The organism is Nocardia sp. NPDC059154 (genome assembly GCF_042755705.1).
In the GTDB taxonomy this organism is placed as follows: domain Bacteria; phylum Actinomycetota; class Actinomycetes; order Mycobacteriales; family Mycobacteriaceae; genus Nocardia.
Map to the genome: position 1 here is coordinate 56,205 of NZ_JBHZCS010000030.1, position 23,351 is coordinate 79,555.

The following is a 23,351-nucleotide window of genomic DNA, read 5'->3' on the forward strand; positions in this document are numbered from 1 at the left end:
GCCCTGCCGCCGGAGGGTGAAAACTAGCCGACCCCCGCAAGCCGGACTCGGGTCCCCGCGAAGTTCTGTCGGGGCCACGGCCTTTTGGGGCGGTGACGAACACCATCGGTGGTGGGCGGCGGCCCGGTTTGGAGGGGGTCGGCGGTGTCCTGTAGTCTTGGTCAGTCGCTGCCCCCTGCGACGGCACTCTGTTGTGACTAGTGCTGTGAGTGGGCCAGGTTCGGTTCGGTAGAACCAAAGGCCCGAGGCGGCGGTGAAAACCACCAGACCAGTCTGCGGCGGTTTCCGGTGCGAACCGGACGACCGGCCGTGTGAGCAGAGTGCCGAGCACCTCGCGCACTTGTAAAGAAAGAAGGGCAGCCGACCGATGGCAACGTACGCAATCGTCAAGACCGGCGGAAAGCAGTACAAGGTCGCGGTCGGTGACCTGGTGAAGGTCGAGAAGATCGAGGGTGAGCCGGGCACTGCGGTGTCCCTGGCGCCGGTGCTGGTCGTTGACGGCGCCGAGCTGACCACCGATGCTGACAAGCTGGCGAAGGTTTCCGTGTCCGCCGAGGTCGTCGAACAGACCAAGGGCCCGAAGATCCGCATCCACAAGTTCAAGAACAAGACCGGCTACCACAAGCGTCAGGGCCACCGTCAGAAGCTGACGGTCCTGAAGGTCACCGGCATCAAGTAATCCGACTTGGGGTTCGCACCCCGGCACGAGGAGTTCTGAAATGGCACATAAGAAGGGTGCATCCAGCTCGCGCAATGGTCGCGATTCGAATGCGCAGCGGCTCGGTGTGAAGCGCTTCGGCGGTCAGACCGTCAAGGCCGGCGAGATCCTGGTTCGTCAGCGCGGCACGCACTTCCACCCCGGCGTCAACGTCGGCCGTGGCGGCGACGACACGCTGTTCGCCCTCGAGGCGGGTGCGGTGCAGTTCGGCACCAAGCGTGGCCGCAAGACCGTCAACATCGTGGTTCCGGAGCCGGTGAACGCCTGACCGGCGCACCGGAGTTCTCTCCATACACTTCCGAAGCGGGTCAGGGTTTGGATTAACCCTGGCCCGCTTTGCTGTTTACAGCAGCACCACACCGCCGATGCTCACAGGTTCGCGGCGCGTCTCGTTCTGGACTGACGGAGCGGGGGAGCGAAGCGGAGGAGCGGAGGAGGGAAGAACGAGACCTTCAGCGCCGCGAACCAGCCCGGAGCGCAGCGGAGGGCAAATTAGACAGAGTCGACTAGTCCTGAAGGAGGATGATCACCGATATGTCCAAATTCATCGACCGTGTCGTTTTGCATGTGCGCGCGGGCAAGGGTGGGCACGGGTGTGCCTCGGTGCGGCGTGAGAAGTTCATGCCCCTGGGTGGCCCGGATGGCGGCAATGGGGGCAATGGCGGGGACGTGATCCTCGAGGTCGACCCCAATGTGCACACGCTGCTCGACTTCCACTTCCACCCGCATGCCAAGGGCGGCAACGGCAAGCCCGGTGAGGGCGGCAACCGCAATGGCAAGCAGGGCGAGGGGCTGCTGCTGAAGGTGCCGGACGGCACCGTCGTCATGAGCACCGACGGTGAGGTGCTGGCCGACCTGATCGGGGTGGGTTCGACGTACGTGGCGGCCCGGGGCGGCCGCGGCGGGCTGGGCAATGCCGCGCTGGTGTCCAAGTCGCGCAAGGCGCCCGGTTTCGCGCTGCTCGGCGAGGAGGGCCAGGAGCGCGAGCTGGTGCTCGAGCTGAAGTCGGTGGCGGATGTGGGCCTGGTGGGCTTCCCGTCGGCCGGTAAGTCGTCGCTGGTGTCGGTGCTGTCGGCGGCCAAGCCGAAGATCGCGGACTACCCGTTCACCACGCTGGTGCCGAACCTCGGTGTGGTGCTGTCGGGTGACACCACTTTCACCGTGGCCGATGTGCCCGGCCTGATCCCGGGCGCGAGCGAGGGCCGCGGCCTGGGCCTGGATTTCCTGCGGCATCTGGAGCGCTGCGCGGTGCTGGCCCACGTGGTGGACTGCGCGACGCTGGAGCCGGGCCGTGACCCGGTGTCGGATGTGGACGCGCTGGAGGCCGAGCTGGCCGCGTACCAGCCCGCGCTGGTGGGCGACGCCGGTCTGGGTGATCTGGCGGATCGCCCGCGCGTGGTCATCCTGAACAAGGCCGATATCCCGGATGCCGACGAGCTGGCCGAGTTCGTGCTGCCGGAGTTCGAGAAGCGCGGCTGGCCGGTCTACAAGATCTCGGCGGTGAGCCGGGAAGGCTTGCGGCCGTTGACCTTCGCGCTCGCGGAGATGGTCGCCGAGTACCGGGCGGCGCATCCGAAGGCGGAGCCGAAGCGGCAGATCATCCGACCGGTCGCCAAGGGCGACAGCGGTTTCCGGGTCATTCAGGATCCCGAGGTCGAGGGCGGCTTCATCGTCATCGGCGAGCGGCCCGAGCGGTGGGTGCACCAGACCCAGTTCGACAATGACGAGGCCGTGGGCTACCTGGCCGACCGGCTGGCCCGCCTCGGTGTCGAGGACGAGTTGGTCAAGCTCGGCGCGGAGCCGGGTGCGTCGGTCACCATCGCGGATTACTGCTTCGATTGGGAGCCTTCGATTTCCGCCGGTGTGGAGACCCTGATGACCCGCCGCGGCGTGGACCCGCGCCTGGATCAGACCGAACGCATCGGCGCCGCCGAGCGCAAGCACGCCTCGCGTGTGCGCCGCGGCCTGGTGACCGAGGACGACGAGTAATACAGTGCCGCAGGGCTGTTCGCGACGGAGCGGGCGGCCGGTGCGGGTGGGCAACGGATTCGGGTGCGACGGCGCTGCGGCGCCGCGGGCGAATTGAGGTGTGGTGCAAGTGGGTTCGAGCGGCACTCAGGTGACGGGACAGGGCGCTGGACTCGGGGAGCTCAGTGCTGGATCTGGAGAGCGCAGTGCTGGATCCGGAGAGCTCAGTGCGGCGCGGCAGGCGATCGCGTCGGCGCGCAGTGTGGTGGTGAAGATCGGCTCGTCGGCGCTGACCTCCCTGGAGGGCGGCCTCGATACCGGCCGGCTGGACCGGCTGGCCGATGCGGTCGAGGCCCGTATGCGCGCGGGATCGGATCTGGTGGTGGTGTCCTCGGGCGCCATCGGCGCGGGCATGGCTCCGCTCGGATTGTCCAAGCGCCCAAGGGATCTCGCCACCAAGCAGGCCGCCGCGAGTGTCGGGCAGCTGGCGCTGGCGCACGCCTGGGGCACCTCCTTCGCCCGCTACGATCGCGTCGTCGGCCAGGTGCTGTTGAGCGCGGGCGACTTCGGCCGCCGTGAACCGCACCGCAATGCCCAGCGCACCCTGGACCGCCTGCGCTCACTGCACGCCATCGCGGTGGTGAACGAGAACGACACTGTCGCAACGGAAGAGATCCGGTTCGGCGACAATGACCGGCTGGCGGCCCTGGTGGCCCACCTGGTCGGCGCGGATGCCCTGATCCTGCTGTCGGATGTCGACGGCCTCTACGACGGCGATCCGCGTAAGGGTTCGGCGAACTTCATTCCCGAGGTGCGCAGCAGCGCCGATCTGGACGGCGTCATCGCCGGATCCGGTGGCGCGCTGGGCACCGGCGGTATGGCCTCGAAGCTGTCGGCGGCCCGCCTGGCCGCGGATGCCGGCGTGCCGGTGCTGCTGGCCGCGGCTTCGGATGCGGCGGCGGCGCTTTCGGGCGCGACCGTGGGCACCGCCTTCGCCGCGCGTCCGGTGCGGCTCTCGGCTCGCAAGTTCTGGGTCCGGCACGCGGCCGACGCCCGGGGCGCGGTGCATCTGGACGCGGGCGCGGTCGCGGCCGTGTCGGAGCGCCGCCACTCGCTGCTGGCGGCGGGCATCACCGAGGTGGCGGGTCACTTCTATGCCGGTGACGTCGTCGATCTGATCGCGCCCGACGGCCTGCTCGTCGCCCGCGGCGTGGCCGCCTATGACAGCGACGAATTGGAGACCATGAAGGGTCGTTCCACCACCGCCCTCCCCGACAGCATGCAGCGCCCGGTCGTGCATGCCGACGATCTGGTGAAGGTCTAGCCACGGTCCTGGTGAAGGTCTGGTTTCGCCCGCGGCACACGAAGGCGAAGTGTCGGTTACGGGCGAATTGCATTGGGGGAGAGGCGAAGTAACGCCACGAACCGGTCGGTTGGTCGCTCGGGCGAGGGGCAGGGGGAGGGCGGGGGAAGGGCAGTGGGCGGGACGGCCCGGAGGTTCATGCTTGAGGAGCACCCGGTGCCGCATCGAGATGTGCCCTTCGCCGATAGCGGTCGCCTGGATCCGGCGCGGTCCGCCCTTGCCGCGCCGGGCTCGCGGTCCGGTGATCGCCCGCGGCTCCGGGTGCGCCGCACCGCCCGTGGAGGTAGGTATGTACGTACCGCAACCTGATAGCACAGAGCTGTGGCGGGCGAGCGGACGTGACACGAGTTTCGAGGAGAGGTTCGCCGAACGCCCACTACTGCCCGATTGGCATGAACTGCTGGCCGCCTTCTGCGGCCACATCGGTGATCAGCCCGAGGACCACGCGGTCACCCGCTGGGCCCGGGCGCTGGCCGAACTGCACCTGCAGCGGCGGGAACAGTCCGGCGATGCGGGCGGGATCGACGAGCTACGCGCTCAACTGGTCTCGTTCATCGACGAGTGGGTGACGAGCCGGGCGCTGCCGAGGGGTGCAGCGCGGGCCGAATCCCTCGGGGCCGTGGTGGATGCCATGGCGGCCGCCCATGTGCGCGCCGTGCATCTGCTCCGGACGGCCGAGAACGTATCGGACGAACAAGTACACGCCGCCTGGTTCCTACTGGCGCAGATGGCGGACGGCTGGACCGATCGGGCCGCAGGGGTTGTCGGCCCGAGAATCCGCCGCTCCGCCTGAAGTGCCGGTGCGGCAACCGCATCCGGGTGGCGGGAGGCCCGCGCCGGGCGTGTGACCTTGCACCGCACACGCCGCGCGGGTGCCTCACTGATCGGGCGGGCAGGCCCGATCACCACGCCGGATGGGCCTCGATCACGCAGTCGGGGGCGGCGGTCGCGGTCACCCCGGTGAGCACGAATCCGCTGCGGGAGAGCAGGTTTCCGAATTCGGTCTGGGTGCGTTCCCGGCCGCCCGGGGTCTGGATCAGCATCTCCAGGTCGATGATCTTGCCCGGGTGGGGGCGGTGGTGTTGCGGCATGACCATTTCGATGATGAGCAGGCGCGCCTCGGATTCCATGGCGGCGCGGATGGTGCGCAGGATGCGTTCGGCATCCTCGTCCGACCAGTCGTGCAGGATGTGTTTGAGCAGGTAGGCGTCGGCGCCCTTGGGGACCGAGTCGAAGAAGCTGCCCGGGTCGAAGGTCAGACGGCCGGTCAGGCCCGGCATCCGGAGCTTTTCCTCGAGGCCTTCCTGCACGCGGGGCAGGTCGAAGACGGTGCCGCGCATGGAGGGGTGGCGTTGCAGGATGTCGACGAGCAGGCTGCCGCGCCCGCCGCCGACATCCACGATCGAGCCGAATCGGCCGAAGTCGAAGGCGGCCTGCAACGGCTCGTTGGACAGACTGCTGACGCTGGTCATGGCGCGGTCGAAGATCTCCCCGGCCTCGGGATGCTTGTCGGCGAACTCGAAGAACTCCATGCCTTCCAGCTCGGGCCAGAGTGATCCGCCGGACCGGACCGAGCCGCTGAGGTGCGTCCAGTGTTTGCGATGCAGATCGGCCCCGAAGAACAGGAGCAGATCCCGCAGCGTGACCGGCGCATCCGAGCACAGCGCCTGCGACATGCCGGTCAGCTCGTACGCGCCGTCCCGGCGCTGCGCGAACACGCCCGCACTGATCAGCAGGCGCATGAGCCGCCGCAGCGCGTCCTCGTTCGCGCCGACCGCCGCCGCGAGGTCGCCAGGCTGCCTGGGGCCCTCGGCGAGCGCGTCGGCGATGCCCAGCTCGGCCGCCGCGCAGGTGGCCTGACTGAGATATCCGGCCGTGGCCAGTTCGAGGAGCGCGATGTGCCCGGGAACCATCCGCCGATGCAGGGCATACATGCCGTCGCGGAGCCAGGTGATGGCGCGCAGCAATGGCAAAGGTGGAGCTTTGAGTGATGCGGACGCCATGTTGAACTCCCCAGGATCGTTCGGCGACTGCGGGATTTGCCTGAGCCTACGCGCTGCGTCCCTGGTGGGCAGTGGTTTCCGCGACGGCCGGGCAATCAGCCCGGCGTGGCGCTGGTCAGGCGGCGGTGAAGGCGGCGGCGTTCTCGCGGGCCCACTGCGCGAAGGTGCGGCCCGGGACGCCCAGCAGGGTGTCGGTGGTGTCGGCCGGGGTCTCGGGCTGCTCGGTGGTGAGCGCCCAGATGGTCAGCAGGGCGTCCACGATGTACGGCGGCATGGTTTGCGACAGCTGTGCCTGTGCCTGCTCCGGGGTGATGGTGACGATCGGGATCTCCCGGCCGATGGCCTCCGACAGCGCGGCGATCTGCGCGCGGAAGCTGATCGCCTCGGGGCCGGTGAGACTGACTGTGCGGCCGCGCAATTCGGGGCCGGTGAGGGCGGCGACGGCGATATCGGCGATATCCAGCGGGTGGATCATGGCCAGGGCGGCGTCCGGGTAGGCGTGCTCGATGGGCTGTCCCGCCGAGACGGCCGGGATCCAGCCGAAGGCATTGCTGTCGAATCCGCCCGGTCGCAGCGTGGTGGTGGCGAGAGTAGAAGCGGCGAGCGCCTTTTCGACCGCCAGGTGGCTGGCGCCGATGGGGTTGGAAGCGGCGTCGGGGGAGTCGACCGCGGAGGACGACAGCAGTACGACGTGCTCGACTCCCGCCTGCTCGGCGGCCCGCACGAAGGTGGTCGCGGTGCCGGGGTCGGCGTAGAGGAAGACCTGGCGCACGTTTTCCAGTGCGGCGGTGAGGCTTTCGGGATCGTCGCCGCGCAGTGCGACGACCTCGATTCCGGCGGGGAGGTCGAGGGCGGACGGGTCCTTGCTGGCCGCGCGGACGGGCAGCCCCCGGGCGTGCAGGGTGGTGAGGACGGCGCGGCCGATCTGGCCGCGGGCGCCGGTGACGAGGATGGTCATGGCGTACTCCGATCGAGTGGGAATCCATGCAGATGGACAAATGCATGCTGTCATGCACACATTTGCGAGTCAACACATATGTTCGCGAATGCATGCAGATACGATGTGCCCATGACCCAGGACGACCGCACCCCCGACGAGCTGCTCGATGCCATCGGACCGGCATTCGGCAAGCTCCGCCGCGGTGTCCTCCAGGAGGTCGAAGACCCCATCAGCACCAAGGATTCGACCCGCGCCCTGCTGCTGGGCATGGTGCTCGGCTGCCCTCAGAGTGCCGGCCAGGACCCCCGCGAGCCCGGGCAGGAGATGACGGTCGGCGGTATCGCCGCGGGCATGTGCGTCGATCCCTCGGTGGCCAGCCGCATGGTCACCGACAGCATCAAGGCGGGCTACCTGCGGCGCGTCCCCTCCCAGCTGGACGGCCGCCGCGCGGTCCTCGAGCTGAGCGAGCAGGGCCTCGAGTTCATGCGCACCTTCCGTCGCCGGCAGCGTGCCGCGTACGAATACATCACCGCCGAATGGCCCGAACAGGACCGCCTCGAATTCGCCCGCTTGATGCTCCGCTACGTCGACGCCATCGACGACCTCAAGAACCGCCGCCCGCCCGCCGACGCCTGAGCTCGCGGGGTGATCAGGACGGGGTGGCCAGCGCGAAGGGGAGGACGGCGGCGGCGCCCGCGGCGCGGAGCATGCGGGCGGCCATGGTGAAGGTCCAGCCGGTGTCGGTCAGGGCGTCGACCAGCAGGATGCGCTCCGCCTCCCCGCGCTTGCCGTCGACCGCGCTGAGATCCGGTGTCTCCCAGGCATTGTGGAGGGCGGCCACCCGGTGGGCCGAGTTGGCGGCGGAGACCGGTGGCAGGTCGGGGCGCAGGTGGAGGACGCCGAGGTCCGCTAGGCGGCCGACCTCGGCGAGGCGGGCGGCCAGTGAGCGGGTCAGGATCGGGTGCGCGCCGGAGTCCAGAGCCATGACGGCGGTGGGGCGCTGGGCCCAGTTCCATTCGCGCAGCACGGTGGTGCAGGCGCGGAAGACCTCGTCGGGGATCGGAGCGTCGGGGCCGTCGAGGAGTGGGCGCAGGCGCTGACCCCAGCCGAGGTTGCTGAGGCGGCCCAGGACGCGGCCGGTCTCGGGACCGTCGGTGATCTTGCCGGACAACGGGATTCCGAGTTTGGCCAGGCCGGTGGGCCACTGCTTGCGGGGCGCGAGATCGATGCCGGGCCGGTCCAGGCGGGTGCGGATATCGGCCAGGTCGGCGGCGTCGACGGCGATGTCCAGGCGGGTGCCGGTGCAGTTGTCGCAGCGGCCGCAGCGGGCGTCCGCGGTGAGGCCGGGATCGTCGAGTTGCCTGCGCAGGAACGTCATCCGGCACTCGGCGGTGGACTCGTAGTCGATCATGGCCTGCTGCTCGGCCTCGCGCGCCACACTGAGCCGCTCGTAGCGTTCGGTGTCGTAGGCCCAGGGCTGACCGGTGCCCAGCCAGCCGCCGCGCACCCGGCGCACCGCGCCGTCCACGTCCAGCACCTTGAGCACCATCTCCAGGCGGGAGCGGTTGAGCTCGACCAGCGGTTCCAGGGCGGCGGTGGACAGCGGCCGGTCGGTGTCGAGGGCGGCGAGCACGGAGCGCACGATGTGCTCGCGCGGGAAGGCCACCGACGCGAAGTAACTCCAGATCTGCCGGTCCTCGTGGCCGGGCAGCAGCACCACCTCGGCCCGCTCGGTGCCGCGGCCCGCACGGCCCACCTGCTGGTAGTAGGAGATGGGGGAGGAGGGCGCGCCGAGGTGCACGACGAAGCCGAGATCCGGCTTGTCGAAACCCATTCCGAGCGCGGAGGTGGCGATGAGCGCCTTCACCTCGTTGTTCAGCAGCGCGGCCTCGAGGGCTTCCCGTTCGGTGGGGTCGGTCTGCCCGGTATAGGCGGCGACGTGGTGTCCGTGCGAGTTGAGAACGTCGGCGAGATCGTGGGCCGCGGCCACCGTGAGCGTGTAGACGATGCCGGAGCCCGGCAGTTCGTGCAGCCGCCGGCTGAGCCAGGCCGTGCGCTGCACCGCATCGGGGATGCGCACCACCGACAGATGCAGGGACTCCCGGTCCAGACTGCCGCGCAAAACCAATGTGTCCGTGCCGATCTGGGTCGCCACATCGGTCACCACCCGGTCGTTGGCGGTGGCCGTGGTCGCCAGGACCGGCACCTCGGACCCGAGATCGGCGATGAGCGTGCGGATCCGCCGATAGTCCGGCCGGAAGTCGTGGCCCCAGTCGGACACGCAGTGCGCCTCGTCGATCACCACCAGCCCCGCGTCCGCGGCCAGCTTCGGCAGCACCGAATCGCGGAAGTCCGGGTTGTTCAAGCGCTCCGGACTCACCAGCAGCACATCGACATCCCCGGCCGCCACCCGCGCGTGGATCTCGTCCCACTCGGTGACATTCCCCGAATTGATGGTCGCCGCGACGACTCCCGCGCGTTCGGCCGCCGCGACCTGGTTGCGCATCAGGGCCAGCAGCGGCGACACGATCACCGTCGGCCCCCGCCCCTGCGCCCGCAGCAGCTTCGCGGAGATGAAGTACACCGCCGACTTGCCCCACCCGGTGCGTTGCACCACCAGTGCCCGCCGCCGCTGCACTACGAGCGCCTCGATCGCGATCCACTGATCCTCGCGCAGCCGCGCCTGCGGCCCGGCCAGCTCCCGCAGCAGCGACTCGGCGTCCTCCCTCAGGCCGCCCGCGCGAACCGGCTCCGAGGCCGCCGAGCGGGGGTCGGCGGTATCGGGCGACGGCCGGGACGTGCCGGTCGTCGCCGAGGCCGAAGGGTCGGTGGCGGGCGAGGTGGCTGGGTCGGTCGAGGTCACGCGCTCCATGGTGCCCCACCGCACCGACACCACCTGCCCCCTGCCCGAATTTTCGACCGACTTCGCACCCCTTGCGTGCCACCCGCGCGTGCGACCCGTGCAAATACTCCGAACCGGACAAACGTCTGCCCTGTAAAACACCGGTGGAGACCGCCTTGGTTGCGGTGGGGTCAAGATCGCGCGGAATCCCGTGCGCGGACGGACAATAGGATTCCGGGCACGAAGGGCGTCCGGGGTTGCGCAGGGAGACGCAGATGCCGGAGAAGTTTCCGTCGCCCGCGGGGTGGACTCCGCCGGGTACAGAGTTTCGCAGTAGTGGAGGTGTTTCGCGGACGGTGACCGGCGCGCTGGTGGGGTTGATCCTGACCCCCGTCGGCATCGTCCTCGCCGCCCGCGGCGCGGCCGGGACCAGGCAGTGGACGATCCTCGGGGACTTCGCCGACCGCGTCGGCTCGACCGTCGAGATCCTCATTGCCGCGGTGGTGTTCCTGCTGGTGGCGGCCCTGGCCGCCTATTCGCCGGCGGGCACCATCATCGCCGGGCTGGTGTGGGGGGTGCTGCCCGGGATCATCCATTTCATCTTCCCGGACGACACCTTCCGCCTGATCGGCGATCTGCCGGTGTCCGACGACATGCACATCGCGCTGTTCCAGTGGCTGCAAACGGGATTCCCGCTCATCGTGGGCATCCTGCTGGTGGGTGCGGGTGCAGCGGCGACCTTCCGCCGCCGCTGACCCCGGTCAACCCTTCACACACAGCACCTGCCGCAGCGTGGCGACAATGTCGACCAGGTCGGACTGGGCCGCGATGACCTGGTCGATGTCCTTGTAGGCCGCGGGGATCTCGTCGATCACCCCGGCGTCCTTGCGGGACTCCACGCCCTCGGTCTGCGCGACCAGGTCGGCCACGGTGAACTGGCGCTTGGCCGCATTGCGGCTCATCCGCCGGCCCGCGCCGTGCGACGCCGACTGGAACGAGGCCGGATTCCCCTTGCCTCGCACCACATATGAGCGCGTGCCCATCGACCCCGGAATCAGCGCCAGGTCGCCCGCACCCGCACGCACCGCGCCCTTGCGGGTGACCAGCATGGGGATCCCGTCGATGACCTCCTCCGCCACATAGTTGTGGTGGCAGGAGATGGGATCGTCGAATCGCACGTCCAGACCGTGGAATTCGTCGCGCACTGCCTTGCAGACCAGGGCGAGCATGACAGCGCGGTTGCGCGCCGCGTACTCCTGCGCCCAGGTCAGGTCATGGCGGTAGGCATCCATTTCCGGTGTCCCGGACAGGAATACCGCCAGGTCGCGATCCGGCAGATCCGCATTGTGCGGCAGTCTGCGGGCCACGGTCATGTGCCGGTCGGCGAGTTCCTTGCCGATATTGCGGCTTCCGGAGTGCAGCAGGATCCACACGCGCTGCTCGGTGTCGATGCACAGCTCCTGGAAGTGGTTGCCGCCGCCCAGCGTTCCCATCTGCTTGTGTGCCTTGGACTCGCGAGCCTGCACGGCCGGATCCAGTGAATCGAACGCCTTCCAGAAGCGGTCCCACCCCGCGCGCAGGGTGGTGCCCGCCGCGCGCTGACCGAAAACCTCTGCGTTCAACCTGTTCACGTTCACCGGGTCGTGGTGGGCCGCGAATCCCACCGGCAGCACCGCCTCGATTCGTGATCGCAGCGAGTGCAGGTTGTCGGGCAGGTCGGCCGCGGTCAGCGAAGTGAGCACGGCCTCCATTCCACAACCGATGTCCACCCCGACCGCCGCGGGCGCGACCGCGTCCTTCATGGCGATGACCGAGCCGACCGTCGCGCCCTTGCCCAGGTGCACGTCCGGCATCACCCGTACCCCGTACACCCACTTCAGTTGCGCGATATTCCGCAGCTGCTGCAGCGCGGCCGGTTCGACCTCGTGCTCGTGGGCCCACATGAGCGTCTGCGCCCGAGTACCGCGCAGCTCGACGGGAAACATGGGACTTTCCTTCCTCTCGACTGCTGTCCACGGTAGGTCCACCGCCCGTCCCGGTGCACCGTATTTATCCGGCGGTCAGGGTTCGACGAAATCCGCGGCGAGGCCGCACAGCTTCCAGGCGCCGTTGCGCCGGACCATGGTGCCGGTGTAATCGATGTCCTTGAAGTAGCTGCGGTATTTCTCGGGGACGTTTGTGAAGGTTTCGTGGAATGCGAAGGTGGCGGAGTTCGGGTCGTTTTGGGTGACTCCGGTGACAGTGTTCGTGTAGCCGGCGTTCTTCACTTCCGCACCGAGTGATTTGTCGAATTGCGGGGTGTATTGGAAGACGATCTGGTCGATGGTGTCGGCTGTTTCGGGGCAGACCAGGGAACGAAAGCCCTCCCAGTCGCGAGCATTGGAGGTGGCCGCGACGGCCGTGGCCGCATTCACCAATTCCGGGTCGAGGGTGGTCGGATCGCCGGGAGTGACCGTTTTGTCCGGCGCATTGAACACCACCGGCGCGGGCAGCGGCGTGTATCCACTTGCGGTGAGATCGGCGTCCATGGCGCGCCGCCAGCTGCCGTCGTCGATCATCATGCGGATGACCGTGGTGATGCGGCTCTGCAATTCGAGATCGCCCTTGCGCACGCCGACCCCGTAGCGCTCGCGGGTGAAGCGGTGCCCGACCACGCGCAGCACGCCCGGGTGCTCATGGGCGTATCCGGCCAGAATGACGTCGTCGGTGGTGACGGCGTCGATGGTGCCCGCGATCAGGTCGGCGACGCACTCCGCGTAGGTGTCGCGGGTGGCGAGCTTCACGTTCTGGGCGAAGCTGCGCCGGATCTTGTCGGCGGAGGTCGAGCCCTCGGCGGTGCAGACGGTGCGTCCGTCCAGGTCCTCGGGCTGGTCGATGGCGCGTTCGCTCTGCCGTACCAGCAGGTCCTGCCCGGCCAGCAGGTAGGGCCCGGCGAAGGAGACCAGTTGCTGGCGGGCGGCGGTGATGGAGTAGGAGGCGACGATGAAATCGACTGCGCCCGAGTTCAACAGGTCCTCGCGCTGATCGGTGCGGGCCTCGCGCCAGGTGATGTGGTCGGGGGTGACGCCGAGCTTGTCGGCGATGTAGACGGCGGTGTCGACATCGAAGCCGTGGGGTTTGCCGTCGGGTCCCTCGACCGACAGCCCGGGTTGATCGAATTTGATGCCGATGGTCAGCGTCCGCGGTGGCGCCGACCGCGGCGCGTCGTCGGGTTTCGGAGTGTTACCGCAGGCTGCGAGTGCCAGTCCGGTCATAACCGCGACGGCGCGGATCGCACGCTTCATCGAATCCGATCTCCTGTCGTCAACTCGTGCGGATGAACGTCGAAGAACAGCCCCGGGCCGAGGTGCCGGAGAGGCAACCGGTCAGCACATGGTGCATCAAAGCATCCGAGTTGAGAAAACGTGCGGACATCGCCGAACTGGACGCGCGATTCGCCCGCGCTTCAGGCAATTCCGCAATATTTCAGCGATTATTGCCCCAGGTTTGCGAACGGCTGGACGGGCTGGTCTCCGTTTGTTCCGGCCGGTCAGCGCGAGGTGCGTAATCCGTCGGTCATCACGGCGAAGGTGCGCTCGCGCAGTCCCGGGGTCGCGCTCGTGTCGTGTGCGGCGAGGAAGATGCCCTTGATGATGGTGAGCAGGTCACCGACGCTGATGTCGGGCCGCACCGCGCCCGCCTGCTGCGCGCGGGAGAGCAGGGTCCCCAGTGCTGTTTCGAGGTCGCGCGAGACCGTGCGCGGGTATTCACCGCCGTTGGCGCGCAACGCGTCCGCGAGGTCGCGTTTGACGCCGCCCTGCAGGACCAGCTTCTCCAGGAATTCGAAGAACGCCGTCCCCGGATCGTCGGCGGTGGTCAGGTCGCGGGCGTGTGCGGTGATCTTCTCGACCTGATCCAGGATGGCGGCCTCGAAAAGCGCCTCCTTGGTGGGGAAGTGGCGGTACACCGTGCCCGCCCCGACGCCGGCCCGCCGGGCGATCTCGTCGAGCGGCACCGAAAGGCCTTCGGCGGCAAAGGCTTCCTGGGCGGCGGCCAGCACCCGCTCGCGATTGCGGCGCGCATCGGCGCGCAGGGGTCGATCCGTCACTCCGATAGCCTACCCAGCCGTTGACAAACGGGGCGCACGCCCCGAATGCTAACCGGGTCCAACGTTCCGTTTTTGGAGGCAGTCGTGTCCACTTCCGTCGAAACCCCTCGTGACCTTGTTGAACAGCTGTTTCAGAGCCTGCCCTCGCGCGATGCCGACCGGTTCGTCGCGCTCTTCGATCCGGATGCCGTATTCGAGATCCCGTTCCTGATTCCCGGTGAGCCCACCCGCATCGAGGGCCGGGAGGCGATCCGCGAGTACCTGGCCTCCCGCTGGTCGGGAATGCCGAGTCTGGAGCTGCACGGCATCCGTCCGGTCGTTCACGAGACCGGCGATCCGGAACTGCTCATCACCGAGGTCGATATCGACATCACCCGCCCGGGGCAGCCGCGCGCCTGGATTCGCAGTTCTGTCAATGTGATTCGCGTGCAGAACGGCCTGGTCACGCTCTTCCGTGACTACATGGACACCGGTCGGATCCTGACCATGCGGCAGGCGCTGCAGGGTTGAGCGTGTGATATCGATTACCCACCCGATCGTCGACGAACAGTTAGCGCATTAACTATTATTGCCCTAACCAAGACGATCAGGAGGGCTGAGCGGTGGAGTTGGAGGTCGAGGACCCGCTGCGGCTGGACCGGCAGGTGTGCTTCGCGCTGGCGGTGGCCAATCGGGCGGTGCTGGCGGTGTACCGGCCGCTGCTCGAGCCCATGGGCCTGACGCATCCGCAGTATCTGGTGATGCTGGCCCTGTGGGGTGAGGCGCCGATGTCGGTCAAGGACATCGGCGAGGCCATTCAACTCGATTCGCCGACGCTCTCGCCGCTGCTGAAGCGGCTGGAGACGGCCGGGCTCATCACTCGCCGGCGCGACAGTCACGACGAGCGCAATCTGGTTGTGGATCTGACCGAGGCCGGGCGCGAATTGCGCAGGGAGGCGGAGCGGATTCCGCCGGCGGTGGTGGCGCGGCTGGGGGTGAGCCTGGCGGATCTCGAGGAGCTGCGCGAGGTGCTGAATCGGGTCAACGCCGCGGCGCGGCGGTCGGTCTTGGCGGATGGCGAGCAGGCCGGATCGACGAAGGGAAACCGGAAATGAAGCGCCCCAACCCTGTTCAGTGGCTCGGCTACTCGTGCGGGCGCGTGCTGCCCGAGGATCTGCACGAGTGGGTGCGCAACGACCTCACCGGACCCTGGGCGGTGCCGCGGCACCTCGTGCGGCAGCTGGTGCCGCTGGTCCCGGTGTTCGCGCTGGCATTCCTGCTGCCGGGTGAGCTGTGGCTGAAGCTGGCGGTGATCCTGCTGGGCCTGCTGCTGGCGCTGTTCTACATCGTGGCCTACATGCCGATGAACCGGGCGCACCGCCTGGTGAAGCACGGCTTCCCCGAGGACCTGGAGAATCCGGCGCGGGCTGCCCGCCGGGCCGCCGAACGCGCGGCCTACGAGGCCCAGTACCCGCACTGAGCCTCGAAAACCGTTGCTACTGCCCGCTTTCGGTGCAGGTGCTCGCAACGACGTGGGCGGCGCGGGGTTGCGCGCTGCCCAGGTCGGGGAACGGGGGAGCGCTCTGGCCGAGCCCGTTCACGGCGTTCTGTTCGGCCTCGTCGAGGCTCGCGCCCTGGGCCCAGCCCCAGGTGCCGTCCGCGCCCTGGGCGACCGCGCCGCAGCCGCCGGTGAAGCGGAGCACGATCTCGCAGTCGTAGTTGGCGCAGTCGCGGATCGCGGCGGCGTCGGCGGTCACCTTGGTGGTGCCGATGTCGGCGACCGCGGCGTTCTTCAACCGGGACAGCGCCAGCGTGCCGAAGGACTGGGGTGCGGCCCCGGCGGATCCCGCCAGGGCCGCGGTGAGGGTGATGGCCGCGGTGAGAGCGGCTGCCCCCGTGGCGAATCGGGCATGATTCGTCGCCGAGGGGATGAGGCGTGCGACCGGCAAGAGAATTCCTGACGTTTCAGATATGTGAACGCAGGTGATGCTAACCGGTCCGCCCGTGAACCCACGGGGAATTTCAGACGACGGGTGTGCGGGCCAGCGCCCGGCGCAGCGCGCTGAACGCGGTCGCATTGGCGCGCTGGGTTTCTCGCAGATGGAAGGCCATCGACATGAACCCGTGCACGGTGCCGTTCCAGCGGTGGATCTCGGTCTCGACGCCCGCCTCGCGCAGCCTGTGCCCGTAGGCCTCGCCCTCGTCGCGCAGCGGATCGAATTCGGCGGTGGCGATGTGGGCGGGCGGGAGTCCGGTCAGGTCCGCGATGGTGGGATTGGCGTAGGGGTCGGACTTCTCGGTGTCCGAGAACAGGTACTGCTCCCAGTACCACCGAATGTGGGCCGCGGTGGTGAAGTAGCCCTCGGCGTTCTCGATGTGCGACGGTCGGTCGCAGTTCGGGTCCAGCAGCGGGTACATGAGCAGCTGGAAGGCGATGTCGGGACCGCCGTTGTCGCGGGCGGTGATGGCGGCGACGGTGGCGAGGTTGCCGCCCGCGCTGTCCCCGGCCACCGCGATGCGATCGGGATCCCCGCCCAGGGATTCGGCGTGGTCGGCGACCCAGCGCAGGACGGCGTAGGCATCGTCGGCCGCGGCCGGGAAGCGGGCCTCCGGGGCGCGGCGGTAGTCGACCGAGACCACGATGACCCCGGCCTCATTGGCCATGGTGCGGCAGAACCGATCGTGGGAGTCCAGGCTGCACAGCACGAATCCGCCGCCGTGGTAGAAGACCACCACGGCCGGAACGGGTTCGGCGTCCAGCGGCCGGTACAGGCGCACCGGCACCTCCGGCGCGTTCTCGGGCCCCGGCACCAGCCATTCCTCCACTCCCGCAACGGGAATCGGCTCGACGGCGGCGGCGGGGCGGGCGGCCAGGAAGGCCCGCGCTTCGGCGGCGTCGAGCACCTCGGTGCCCAGCGCCGGGAACGCCGCGGTGGCGGCGTCGACGAAGGTCTGCCATTCGGGGGACAGGGTCATTGCGGGCCTTCCTGGATCGCGCTGTCTTACTGCATGTTCCGCGGGATGAACTTGCCCGCGGCGAGACCGCCGTCGACGGTCACCTCGGCGCCGGTGACGTAGGCGGAGGCGTCGGAGGCGAGGAAGGCGACCAGTTCGGCGACCTCCTCGGGCAGGCCGGTGCGCTCCAGCGGCAGGGTCGGGAAGCTGCCGGGGCCGGTGGTCAGGTAGGGCACCATCGGGGTGGCGATCGGGCCGGGATGCACTGAGTTGACCCGGATCTGGGCCGGACCCAGCTCCAGGGCGGCGATCTTGGACAGGCCGCGCAGACCCCACTTGGAGGAACCGTAGGCGCTGTGGTTCATCAGGCCCTCGAGCCCGGCCTGCGAGGAGATGTTCACGATGGAGCCGCCGCCGGCCGCGGTCATGGCGGGCAGCACGGCCTTGATGCCGTGGAAGGCGCCGATCAGGTTGACCTTCAGGATGCGTTCCAGCTCTTCGGCGGTGGTCTCGGTGAGCGGCTTCATGATGTAGATGGCCGCATTGTTCACCAGCACATCCAGCTTGCCGAAGGTGTCCACGGCGACCTTGACCGCGGCGTCCCAGCTCTCGGCGTCGGTGACGTCGTGGCGCACGAAACGTGCGGCGTCGCCGAGGGATTCGGCGAGTTCCTTGCCTTCGGTCTCGAGCACGTCGGTGATGACCACCTTGGCGCCGCGCTCCACGAACAGTCGCGCCTCGGCCGCACCCTGGCCGCGGGCGGCGCCGGTGATCAGGGCGACTTTGCCTGTCAGATCAGCCATTTCGACTTCTTTCTGTGTCATCTACTTGTCGGTCGTCTATCGGTTACGACGGTGTTATCGGGTTCGGAAGCGGGGGATGACCTTCTCGCCCCACTGGCGGATGGTTTCCAGGCATGCGTCCTGGGGCACGGTGCCCATCTGGATCAGGCACAGGATCTCGTCGGCCCCGGCCGCCTGCAGCCGTTCGACGTAGGCGATGGCGTCGTCGGCGGTGCCGTAGGCGTGCTCGGTGTTGAAGATGGCGGTGGATCCGGTCTTCACCGGGATCTTGGCCTCGTGCAGGTAGGCGACGTGTTCGTCGGCGACCTGCCGCATCTTGGCGATCTCGTCGACGGCCGGGTCCACGGCCTCGTCGGGGACCGGGCCCGCGCCGTAGTAGTACTTGATGGACTGGGCGAAGAAGCGCTGGCCGCGCGCGCCGATCTGCTGTGCCTGCTCCCGATCGTCGAGGACGATGGTCGGGCACAGCGCCGCGAAATGATCGTTGACAACGGTGGAGACGAAGCGGTCGCCGGTGCGGGCCGCGATGGCCTCGTCGTAGATGCCGCGCAGTTCGGCGATCTCCTCGATGCCCGCGAAACCCAGGACCAATGCGCCGATTCCGTACTCGGCGGCCAGCTTCAGGGTGTCCTTCTTGGTGCAGGCCATGAACAGCGGCGGATGCGGGCGCTGCACCGGGCGCGGCAGCAGGTGGTGGGGGTCGATGTCCAAAAGCTCGCCGTGGTACTCGAATTCGCCTTCGGGGTCCTGCCAGGCGGCCGCGATCATGCGCAGCGATTCCTCGACCTCCTGATAGGTGCGGTCGGGATCGACTCCGCACATGGAGGTTTCGACGGCGGTCGCGCCGCGACCGGCGCCCAGGTTCAGGCGGCCGCCGGAGAGCACGTCGAGCATGGCCGCGCGTTCAGCGGTGCGTACCGGATGATTGAAGCCGAACGGCATGCACACCACGCCGTGCCCGATGCGCACCCGCGAGGTCTTGGCGGCCACCCAGGTCAGGAAGATCTCCGGCGCGCTCATGTGCGCGTACCACTTGAGCCCGTGATGCTCGACCGCCCACACCGCGTCGAAGCCGACCTGATCCGCGAGCACGGCCTGCTCGACGCAATCGCGCAGGACCTGGGCCTCGTGCGCGGCGGTGGGGTCGGTCATCTGCGCTTCGAAGATCATCGAGAACTTCATCCGGGGCTCCTTGCCGCGACGCTGCCTCACCCGTCCGGGCGCTTATGCCTAACCGGAATACAACTGCACCCATAGCCTCAGGTCATGGGTCTGTCTCAGTGGCCGGGACCACATCGTGCCGGGGTTCCGCATCGGGACTTAGCGTCGGTTGACGAGCAGAGGAAGGGATGGAATCGGTGGGACAGCTGGACGGCAAGGTGGCACTGGTGACGGGTGGTGCCCGGGGCATGGGAGCGGAGCACGTGCGCCGCTTCGTGGCCGAGGGCGCCAAGGTCGTGTTCGGTGATGTGCTGGACGACGAGGGCAAGGCGCTGGCCGCCGAGCTGGGCGCCGCCGTCCACTACGTGCACCACGACATCACCAGCGAAAGCGACTGGCAGGCAGCGGTTTCCACGGCCACCACCACGTTCGGCAAGCTGGATGTGCTGATCAACAATGCCGGCATCCTGCGGTTCAAGCGCATCGTGGAGATGAGCCTGGACGAGTTCAACACCATCATGAACATCAACGTCACCGGCGCTTTCCTCGGCATCAAGACGGCCGCGCCCGCGCTCACCGCCGCCGGCGGCGGGTCCATCGTGAACGTCTCCTCGGTCGAGGGCTTCGTCGGTGCGGCCGGTCTCTCCGCCTACAGCGCGAGCAAATTCGCGCTGCGCGGGCTCACCAAGTCCGCCGCCCGGGAACTGGGGCACTCGGGTATCCGGGTGAACTCGATTCATCCCGGCGGCATCGCCACCCCCATGACCGCGTCCGTCGCGGGCGCGTCCGGGGTGGACGGCAACACCTTCTTCTCCGAATTGCCCATTCCGCGCTGGGGTCAGCCGGTCGAGGTCTCCGAGGTGGCGTTGTTCCTGGCCTCGGACGCCTCGAGCTATTGCACCGGAGGCGAATTCGTCGTCGACGGCGGCATGCTGACCAGCTGCGGCTACTAAGGAACGAGATTCATGGAATTCGAATTCGACGTCGTTGTGGTGGGTTCCGGCGCGGCGGGCATGACCGCCGCGCTGACCGCCGCCTATCGGGGCCTGTCGGTGACCCTCATCGAGAAGAGCCGCCTGTTCGGCGGCTCGACCGCGCGCTCCGGCGGCGGTATCTGGGTGCCCAACAACCCGGTGCTGCAGGCCGCGGGCGTGCCGGACAGCCCGGAGCTGGCCCGCACCTACCTGAAAGCCGTTGTCGGCGACCGGGTTCCGGAAGCCAAGCAGCGCGCGTTCCTGGAGCAGGGCCCGGAGATGTTCCGCTACATCGGCGCTCGCTCCAAGCACTGGGACTTCGCCTATGACCGCGGCTACTCCGACTACCACCCGGAGTTCCCGGGCGGTCTCGCGCAGGGCCGCAGCATCGAGCCCAAGCCGATCGACGGCCGCCTGCTCGGCGGGGATCTGCACAAGATCAACCAGCCGACCATGTCCGCGCCCAAGGGCATCGCCATCACGGTCAAGGACTTCCACGACCTGAACATGATCGCGCGCACCTGGACCGGCAAGAAGACCGCCATGAAGGTCGGCGCGCAGACCGCGCTCAACCTGATCAAGGGCGCCAAGCCGCTCAGCCTGGGCAAGGCCCTCGCCGCCCGGCTGTGGCTGTCGCTGCGCGACGCGGGCGTGCCGGTGTGGCTGAACACGCCGCTCACCGACCTGATCGTCGAGGGCGACGCCGTGGTCGGCATTCGCGCCGAGCACGAGGGCCGTCCGGTCACCATCAAGGCGCGCCGCGGCGTGGTGCTGGCCGCGGGCGGCTTCGAGCACAACCTGGAGATGCGCAAGCAGTACATCGACGGGCCGCAGAACACCGGCTGGACCGTCGGCGCGACCGAGAATGTCGGCGAGGGCATCGTGGCGGGCCAGAAGGCCGGCGCCGCAGTGGATCTCATGGACGACGCCTGGTGGGGTCCGTCCGTGCGCAACCCCGGGGGTCCGCCGTTCTTCATGCTGGCCGAGCGCTCGCAGCCGGGCGCCATCGTGGTCAATGCCAACGGTGAGCGCTTCGTCAACGAGTCCGCGCCGTATGTGAACGTCGTGCACACCATGTACGAGGAGGAGAAGAAGGTGCCGGGCAGCATTCCGGCGCACTTCATCTTCGATCAGAACTTCCGCGACCGGTACCTGTTCCTGGGTAACTTCCCCAAGCGGCCGCTGCCCCAGAAGTACTTCGACGCGGGAATCATCAAGCAGGCCGACACCCTGGCCGAGCTGGCGGACAAGCTGGGTATCCCGGCGAACAAGCTGGCGGCCACCGTCGAGCGCTTCAACGTCTTCGCCCGCAAGGGCCGCGACGAGGACTTCCTGCGCGGCGACTCGGCCTACGACCGCTACTACGGCGACCCGACCGTCAAGCCCAACCCGACCCTGGCCCCGCTCGAGCGCGGCCCGTTCTACGCGGTCGAGATGGTGCCGGGCGACCTGGGCACCAAGGGCGGCCTGGTCACCGACGAGCACGCCCGCGTGCTGAACGACCAGGGCGAGGTCATCCACGGCCTGTACGCGGCGGGCAACAACTCCGCCGCCGTCATGGGCAACGACTACGCCGGCGCGGGCGCCACCATCGGACCCGCCATGGTGTTCGGCTACATCGCGGCCAACCACCTGGCCGACGCGGAATCCGAAGCAGCACAGGAGAACTGACATGGGACGGGTTGATTCGAAGGTCGTCGTCGTCACCGGCGGTGCGCGCGGCATGGGCGCAGCCTTCGCCCGCAAGCTCGCGGCCGAGGGCGCGCGGGTGGTGATCACCGACGTGCTCACCGAGGCAGGCCAGGCCGTCGCGGCCGAAATCGGTGACGCCGCACGGTTCCTCCCGCTCGACGTGACCGACGAGGCGGCCTGGAACGACGTGGTCGCGCAGACCGAGGCCGCGTTCGGCCCGGTCTCGGGCCTGGTCAACAATGCGGGCATCGTGCACGTCGACCCGATCGAGAAGCTCTCGGAGGCCGACTACCGCAAGGTGATCGACGTCAACCAGGTCGGCGTGTTCCTGGGCATGAAGGCCGTGATCGGGTCCATGCGCCGGGCCGGGGTGGGTTCCATCGTGAACATCTCCTCGACCGGTGGGCTCATCGGTTACTCCAACATCCTGGGTTACGTGGCCTCCAAGTGGGCCGTGCGCGGCATGACCAAAACGGCCGCACAGGAATTCGCGGCCGACAATGTCCGCGTCAACTCCGTGCACCCGGGCATCGTGGCGACCGAGATGGTCGCGGCCTCCGAGCGGTCGGCGAACATCGCGGCCAATCAGCCCATCGCCCGCCCGGCCACCCCCGAGGAACTCGCCAACATGGTGCTGTTCCTCATCTCCGACGACTCCTCCTACAGCACCGGCGCGGAATTCATCGCCGACGGCGGCTTCACCACCCAGTAACAACTCCGCTGCGAGACAAGGAAACACCCATGAAGGACTTCCACGGCAAAGTCGCCGTAATCACCGGTGCGGGAGCGGGCATCGGCCGGGCGCTGGCCCTGGAGCTCGCCCGGAACGGCGCGCAGCTGGCGCTGTCCGGGCGCAATCTCGACAATGTCGCGGAGACCGTGGCGCTGTGCGAGAAGGAGGGCGCCAAGGCCCGCGCCTACAAGCTGGACGTGACCGATCGGGCGGCCGTGTACGCGCACGCCGACGAGGTGGTCGCGGATTTCGGCAAGGTCAATGTCGTCGTCAACAATGCGGGCGTCTCGCTGACCGCCAATATCGAGGAAGTCTCCTGGGAAGACCTGGAGTGGATCTTCGGCATCAACTACTGGGGCACCCTGCACGGCGTGAAGGCGTTCCTGCCGCACGTGATCGCCTCCGGTGACGGGCACATCGCCAATGTCTCCAGCATGTTCGGCCTGGTGGCCTGCCCCAGCCAGGGCGGCTACAGCTCCTCCAAGTACGCCATGCACGCCATCAGCGACGCACTGCGCCAGGAGATGATCATCGCCGGCTACAACGTGGGCGTCTCCAGCATCCACCCCGGCATGATCAAGACCGAGATCGCCTGGAAGGCCCGCGCCGCCGCCACCCGCGACCGCGACGACCTGGCCGCCAACTTCGACCGCCTGGCCCAGACCAGCCCCGAGGACTGCGCCAAGACCATCGTCAACGGCATCCGGAAGAACAAGCCGCTCATCCTGATCGGCAAGGACGCCAAGGCCATGAACATCATGCGCCGCCTGCTCGGCTCGGGCTACATGAAGCCCCTCACCGCCCAGATGCGCAAGGAAATCTGAGGTAGCTCTCGCGGCTCCCGTGCCCCGGTGCGTTCCGCACCGGGGCACGGACCGAGGGGTGCTGAGTAGTGCCCTGGTGAGCTGTCCGGTTGGGCTCGGACCGAGCTGATCGAGTTGCCGGGGCATCCAGGCTGTCCACACCCATTGCTGCCCAGGCACATTGGCGCTCGAGCGCAGTGGCGCTCGAGCATATTGGCGCCGACCGCTGCCGATCGGCCCGGCTGCTCGGCGGGCGGTCTACCGCCGACCTTTCAGTGATAACGGTGAACAAGTCGTCATCGCCGCGGCGGCCCGCCGCTGCGGCGGCTC

At 68.5% G+C, this 23,351-nt stretch carries 24 protein-coding genes; 14 read left to right on the forward strand and 10 right to left on the reverse strand.

Annotated features, from left to right (window positions below; genetic code table 11):
* Positions 1 to 367: 367 nt before the first annotated feature.
* The 5 genes from rplU to ACFXN1_RS25190 all read left to right on the forward strand — a co-directional run bounded on the left by rplU (position 368) and on the right by ACFXN1_RS25190 (position 4,842).
* Complete coding sequence (gene rplU, locus ACFXN1_RS25170; RefSeq protein WP_157354916.1) at positions 368 to 679, forward strand: 50S ribosomal protein L21; 312 nt, start codon at positions 368 to 370, stop codon at positions 677 to 679.
* Between the two features lie 40 nt (positions 680 to 719).
* A complete protein-coding gene (rpmA, locus tag ACFXN1_RS25175) occupies positions 720 to 986 on the forward strand; it encodes a 50S ribosomal protein L27 (protein WP_040806195.1) in 267 nt (88 codons plus the stop codon).
* Between the two features lie 266 nt (positions 987 to 1,252).
* Positions 1,253 to 2,707, forward strand: a complete 1,455-nt coding sequence (gene obgE, locus ACFXN1_RS25180) for a GTPase ObgE (protein ID WP_379440110.1) — start codon at positions 1,253 to 1,255, stop codon at positions 2,705 to 2,707.
* A gap of 223 nt (positions 2,708 to 2,930) precedes the next feature.
* The gene (proB, locus tag ACFXN1_RS25185; RefSeq protein WP_379440170.1) at positions 2,931 to 4,010 is read left to right on the forward strand and encodes a glutamate 5-kinase; all 1,080 of its coding nucleotides are present in this window, start codon (positions 2,931 to 2,933) and stop codon (positions 4,008 to 4,010) included.
* Positions 4,011 to 4,338: 328 nt separating this feature from the next.
* On the forward strand, positions 4,339 to 4,842 hold the full coding sequence (locus ACFXN1_RS25190) for a DUF4254 domain-containing protein (RefSeq protein WP_379440112.1): 504 nt from the start codon (positions 4,339 to 4,341) through the stop codon (positions 4,840 to 4,842).
* 109 nt (positions 4,843 to 4,951) lie between these two features.
* On the opposite strand, the gene ACFXN1_RS25195 is transcribed toward ACFXN1_RS25190, so the two are convergent.
* Positions 4,952 to 6,052, reverse strand: a complete 1,101-nt coding sequence (locus ACFXN1_RS25195; protein ID WP_379440113.1) for a methyltransferase — start codon at positions 6,050 to 6,052, stop codon at positions 4,952 to 4,954.
* A 115-nt stretch (positions 6,053 to 6,167) separates the two neighbouring features.
* Entirely contained in the window at positions 6,168 to 7,010 is an 843-nt protein-coding gene (locus ACFXN1_RS25200) for an NAD(P)H-binding protein (RefSeq protein WP_379440115.1), read from the reverse strand.
* Between the two features lie 111 nt (positions 7,011 to 7,121).
* On the opposite strand from ACFXN1_RS25200, the gene ACFXN1_RS25205 reads away from it, so the two are divergent.
* On the forward strand, positions 7,122 to 7,628 hold the full coding sequence (locus ACFXN1_RS25205; RefSeq protein WP_379440116.1) for a MarR family winged helix-turn-helix transcriptional regulator: 507 nt from the start codon (positions 7,122 to 7,124) through the stop codon (positions 7,626 to 7,628).
* A 13-nt stretch (positions 7,629 to 7,641) separates the two neighbouring features.
* On the opposite strand, the gene ACFXN1_RS25210 is transcribed toward ACFXN1_RS25205, so the two are convergent.
* Positions 7,642 to 9,723: a RecQ family ATP-dependent DNA helicase gene (locus ACFXN1_RS25210; protein WP_379440172.1), complete on the reverse strand. Its 2,082-nt coding sequence runs from the start codon at positions 9,721 to 9,723 to the stop codon at positions 7,642 to 7,644.
* 467 nt (positions 9,724 to 10,190) lie between these two features.
* Here ACFXN1_RS25210 and ACFXN1_RS25215 point away from each other — a divergent pair, with 467 nt between their 5' ends.
* Positions 10,191 to 10,589: a hypothetical protein gene (locus ACFXN1_RS25215; protein WP_354834858.1), complete on the forward strand. Its 399-nt coding sequence runs from the start codon at positions 10,191 to 10,193 to the stop codon at positions 10,587 to 10,589.
* A gap of 6 nt (positions 10,590 to 10,595) precedes the next feature.
* On the opposite strand, the gene ACFXN1_RS25220 is transcribed toward ACFXN1_RS25215, so the two are convergent.
* From ACFXN1_RS25220 to ACFXN1_RS25230, 3 genes are all read right to left on the reverse strand, one after another.
* Positions 10,596 to 11,819, reverse strand: coding sequence for an RtcB family protein (locus tag ACFXN1_RS25220; RefSeq protein WP_379440118.1), 1,224 nt, complete (start codon positions 11,817 to 11,819; stop codon positions 10,596 to 10,598).
* Positions 11,820 to 11,894: 75 nt separating this feature from the next.
* Entirely contained in the window at positions 11,895 to 13,118 is a 1,224-nt protein-coding gene (locus ACFXN1_RS25225) for a glutamate ABC transporter substrate-binding protein (protein ID WP_379398892.1), read from the reverse strand.
* A gap of 245 nt (positions 13,119 to 13,363) precedes the next feature.
* Positions 13,364 to 13,921 (reverse strand): TetR/AcrR family transcriptional regulator, encoded by a 558-nt coding sequence (locus ACFXN1_RS25230; RefSeq protein ID WP_379440119.1) that lies wholly within the window; start codon positions 13,919 to 13,921, stop codon positions 13,364 to 13,366.
* Between the two features lie 84 nt (positions 13,922 to 14,005).
* Here ACFXN1_RS25230 and ACFXN1_RS25235 point away from each other — a divergent pair, with 84 nt between their 5' ends.
* The 3 genes from ACFXN1_RS25235 to ACFXN1_RS25245 all read left to right on the forward strand — a co-directional run bounded on the left by ACFXN1_RS25235 (position 14,006) and on the right by ACFXN1_RS25245 (position 15,380).
* Positions 14,006 to 14,431 carry a nuclear transport factor 2 family protein gene (locus ACFXN1_RS25235; RefSeq protein WP_354834870.1) on the forward strand — a complete coding sequence of 142 codons (426 nt, stop codon included), beginning with the start codon at positions 14,006 to 14,008 and terminating at the stop codon, positions 14,429 to 14,431.
* Between the two features lie 98 nt (positions 14,432 to 14,529).
* Positions 14,530 to 15,015 (forward strand): MarR family winged helix-turn-helix transcriptional regulator, encoded by a 486-nt coding sequence (locus ACFXN1_RS25240; protein WP_379399025.1) that lies wholly within the window; start codon positions 14,530 to 14,532, stop codon positions 15,013 to 15,015.
* Positions 15,012 to 15,380: a DUF5313 family protein gene (locus ACFXN1_RS25245; protein WP_354834872.1), complete on the forward strand. Its 369-nt coding sequence runs from the start codon at positions 15,012 to 15,014 to the stop codon at positions 15,378 to 15,380. The genes ACFXN1_RS25240 and ACFXN1_RS25245 overlap by 4 nt, the downstream gene beginning before the upstream one ends.
* 16 nt (positions 15,381 to 15,396) lie before the next feature.
* Here ACFXN1_RS25245 and ACFXN1_RS25250 read toward each other — a convergent pair whose 3' ends face one another.
* From ACFXN1_RS25250 to ACFXN1_RS25265, 4 genes are all read right to left on the reverse strand, one after another.
* Positions 15,397 to 15,849: a DUF4189 domain-containing protein gene (locus ACFXN1_RS25250; RefSeq protein WP_379382494.1), complete on the reverse strand. Its 453-nt coding sequence runs from the start codon at positions 15,847 to 15,849 to the stop codon at positions 15,397 to 15,399.
* 73 nt (positions 15,850 to 15,922) lie between these two features.
* On the reverse strand, positions 15,923 to 16,876 hold the full coding sequence (locus ACFXN1_RS25255) for an alpha/beta hydrolase (protein ID WP_379440121.1): 954 nt from the start codon (positions 16,874 to 16,876) through the stop codon (positions 15,923 to 15,925).
* Between the two features lie 26 nt (positions 16,877 to 16,902).
* Entirely contained in the window at positions 16,903 to 17,658 is a 756-nt protein-coding gene (locus ACFXN1_RS25260) for a glucose 1-dehydrogenase (RefSeq protein WP_354834881.1), read from the reverse strand.
* 54 nt (positions 17,659 to 17,712) lie between these two features.
* Positions 17,713 to 18,840 (reverse strand): LLM class flavin-dependent oxidoreductase, encoded by a 1,128-nt coding sequence (locus tag ACFXN1_RS25265; RefSeq protein WP_379440122.1) that lies wholly within the window; start codon positions 18,838 to 18,840, stop codon positions 17,713 to 17,715.
* 167 nt (positions 18,841 to 19,007) lie between these two features.
* Between ACFXN1_RS25265 and ACFXN1_RS25270 the strand changes: the two genes are divergently transcribed.
* The 4 genes from ACFXN1_RS25270 to ACFXN1_RS25285 are packed head-to-tail and all read left to right on the forward strand — an operon-like array spanning position 19,008 to position 23,042.
* Positions 19,008 to 19,772 carry a glucose 1-dehydrogenase gene (locus ACFXN1_RS25270; RefSeq protein WP_379440124.1) on the forward strand — a complete coding sequence of 255 codons (765 nt, stop codon included), beginning with the start codon at positions 19,008 to 19,010 and terminating at the stop codon, positions 19,770 to 19,772.
* 12 nt (positions 19,773 to 19,784) lie between these two features.
* Positions 19,785 to 21,464 carry a 3-oxosteroid 1-dehydrogenase gene (gene kstD, locus ACFXN1_RS25275; protein ID WP_379440125.1) on the forward strand — a complete coding sequence of 560 codons (1,680 nt, stop codon included), beginning with the start codon at positions 19,785 to 19,787 and terminating at the stop codon, positions 21,462 to 21,464.
* Position 21,465: 1 nt separating this feature from the next.
* The gene (locus tag ACFXN1_RS25280; RefSeq protein WP_379440127.1) at positions 21,466 to 22,197 is read left to right on the forward strand and encodes a glucose 1-dehydrogenase; all 732 of its coding nucleotides are present in this window, start codon (positions 21,466 to 21,468) and stop codon (positions 22,195 to 22,197) included.
* Positions 22,198 to 22,226: 29 nt separating this feature from the next.
* A complete protein-coding gene (locus ACFXN1_RS25285; protein WP_379382484.1) occupies positions 22,227 to 23,042 on the forward strand; it encodes an SDR family NAD(P)-dependent oxidoreductase in 816 nt (271 codons plus the stop codon).
* Positions 23,043 to 23,351 lie beyond the last annotated feature (309 nt).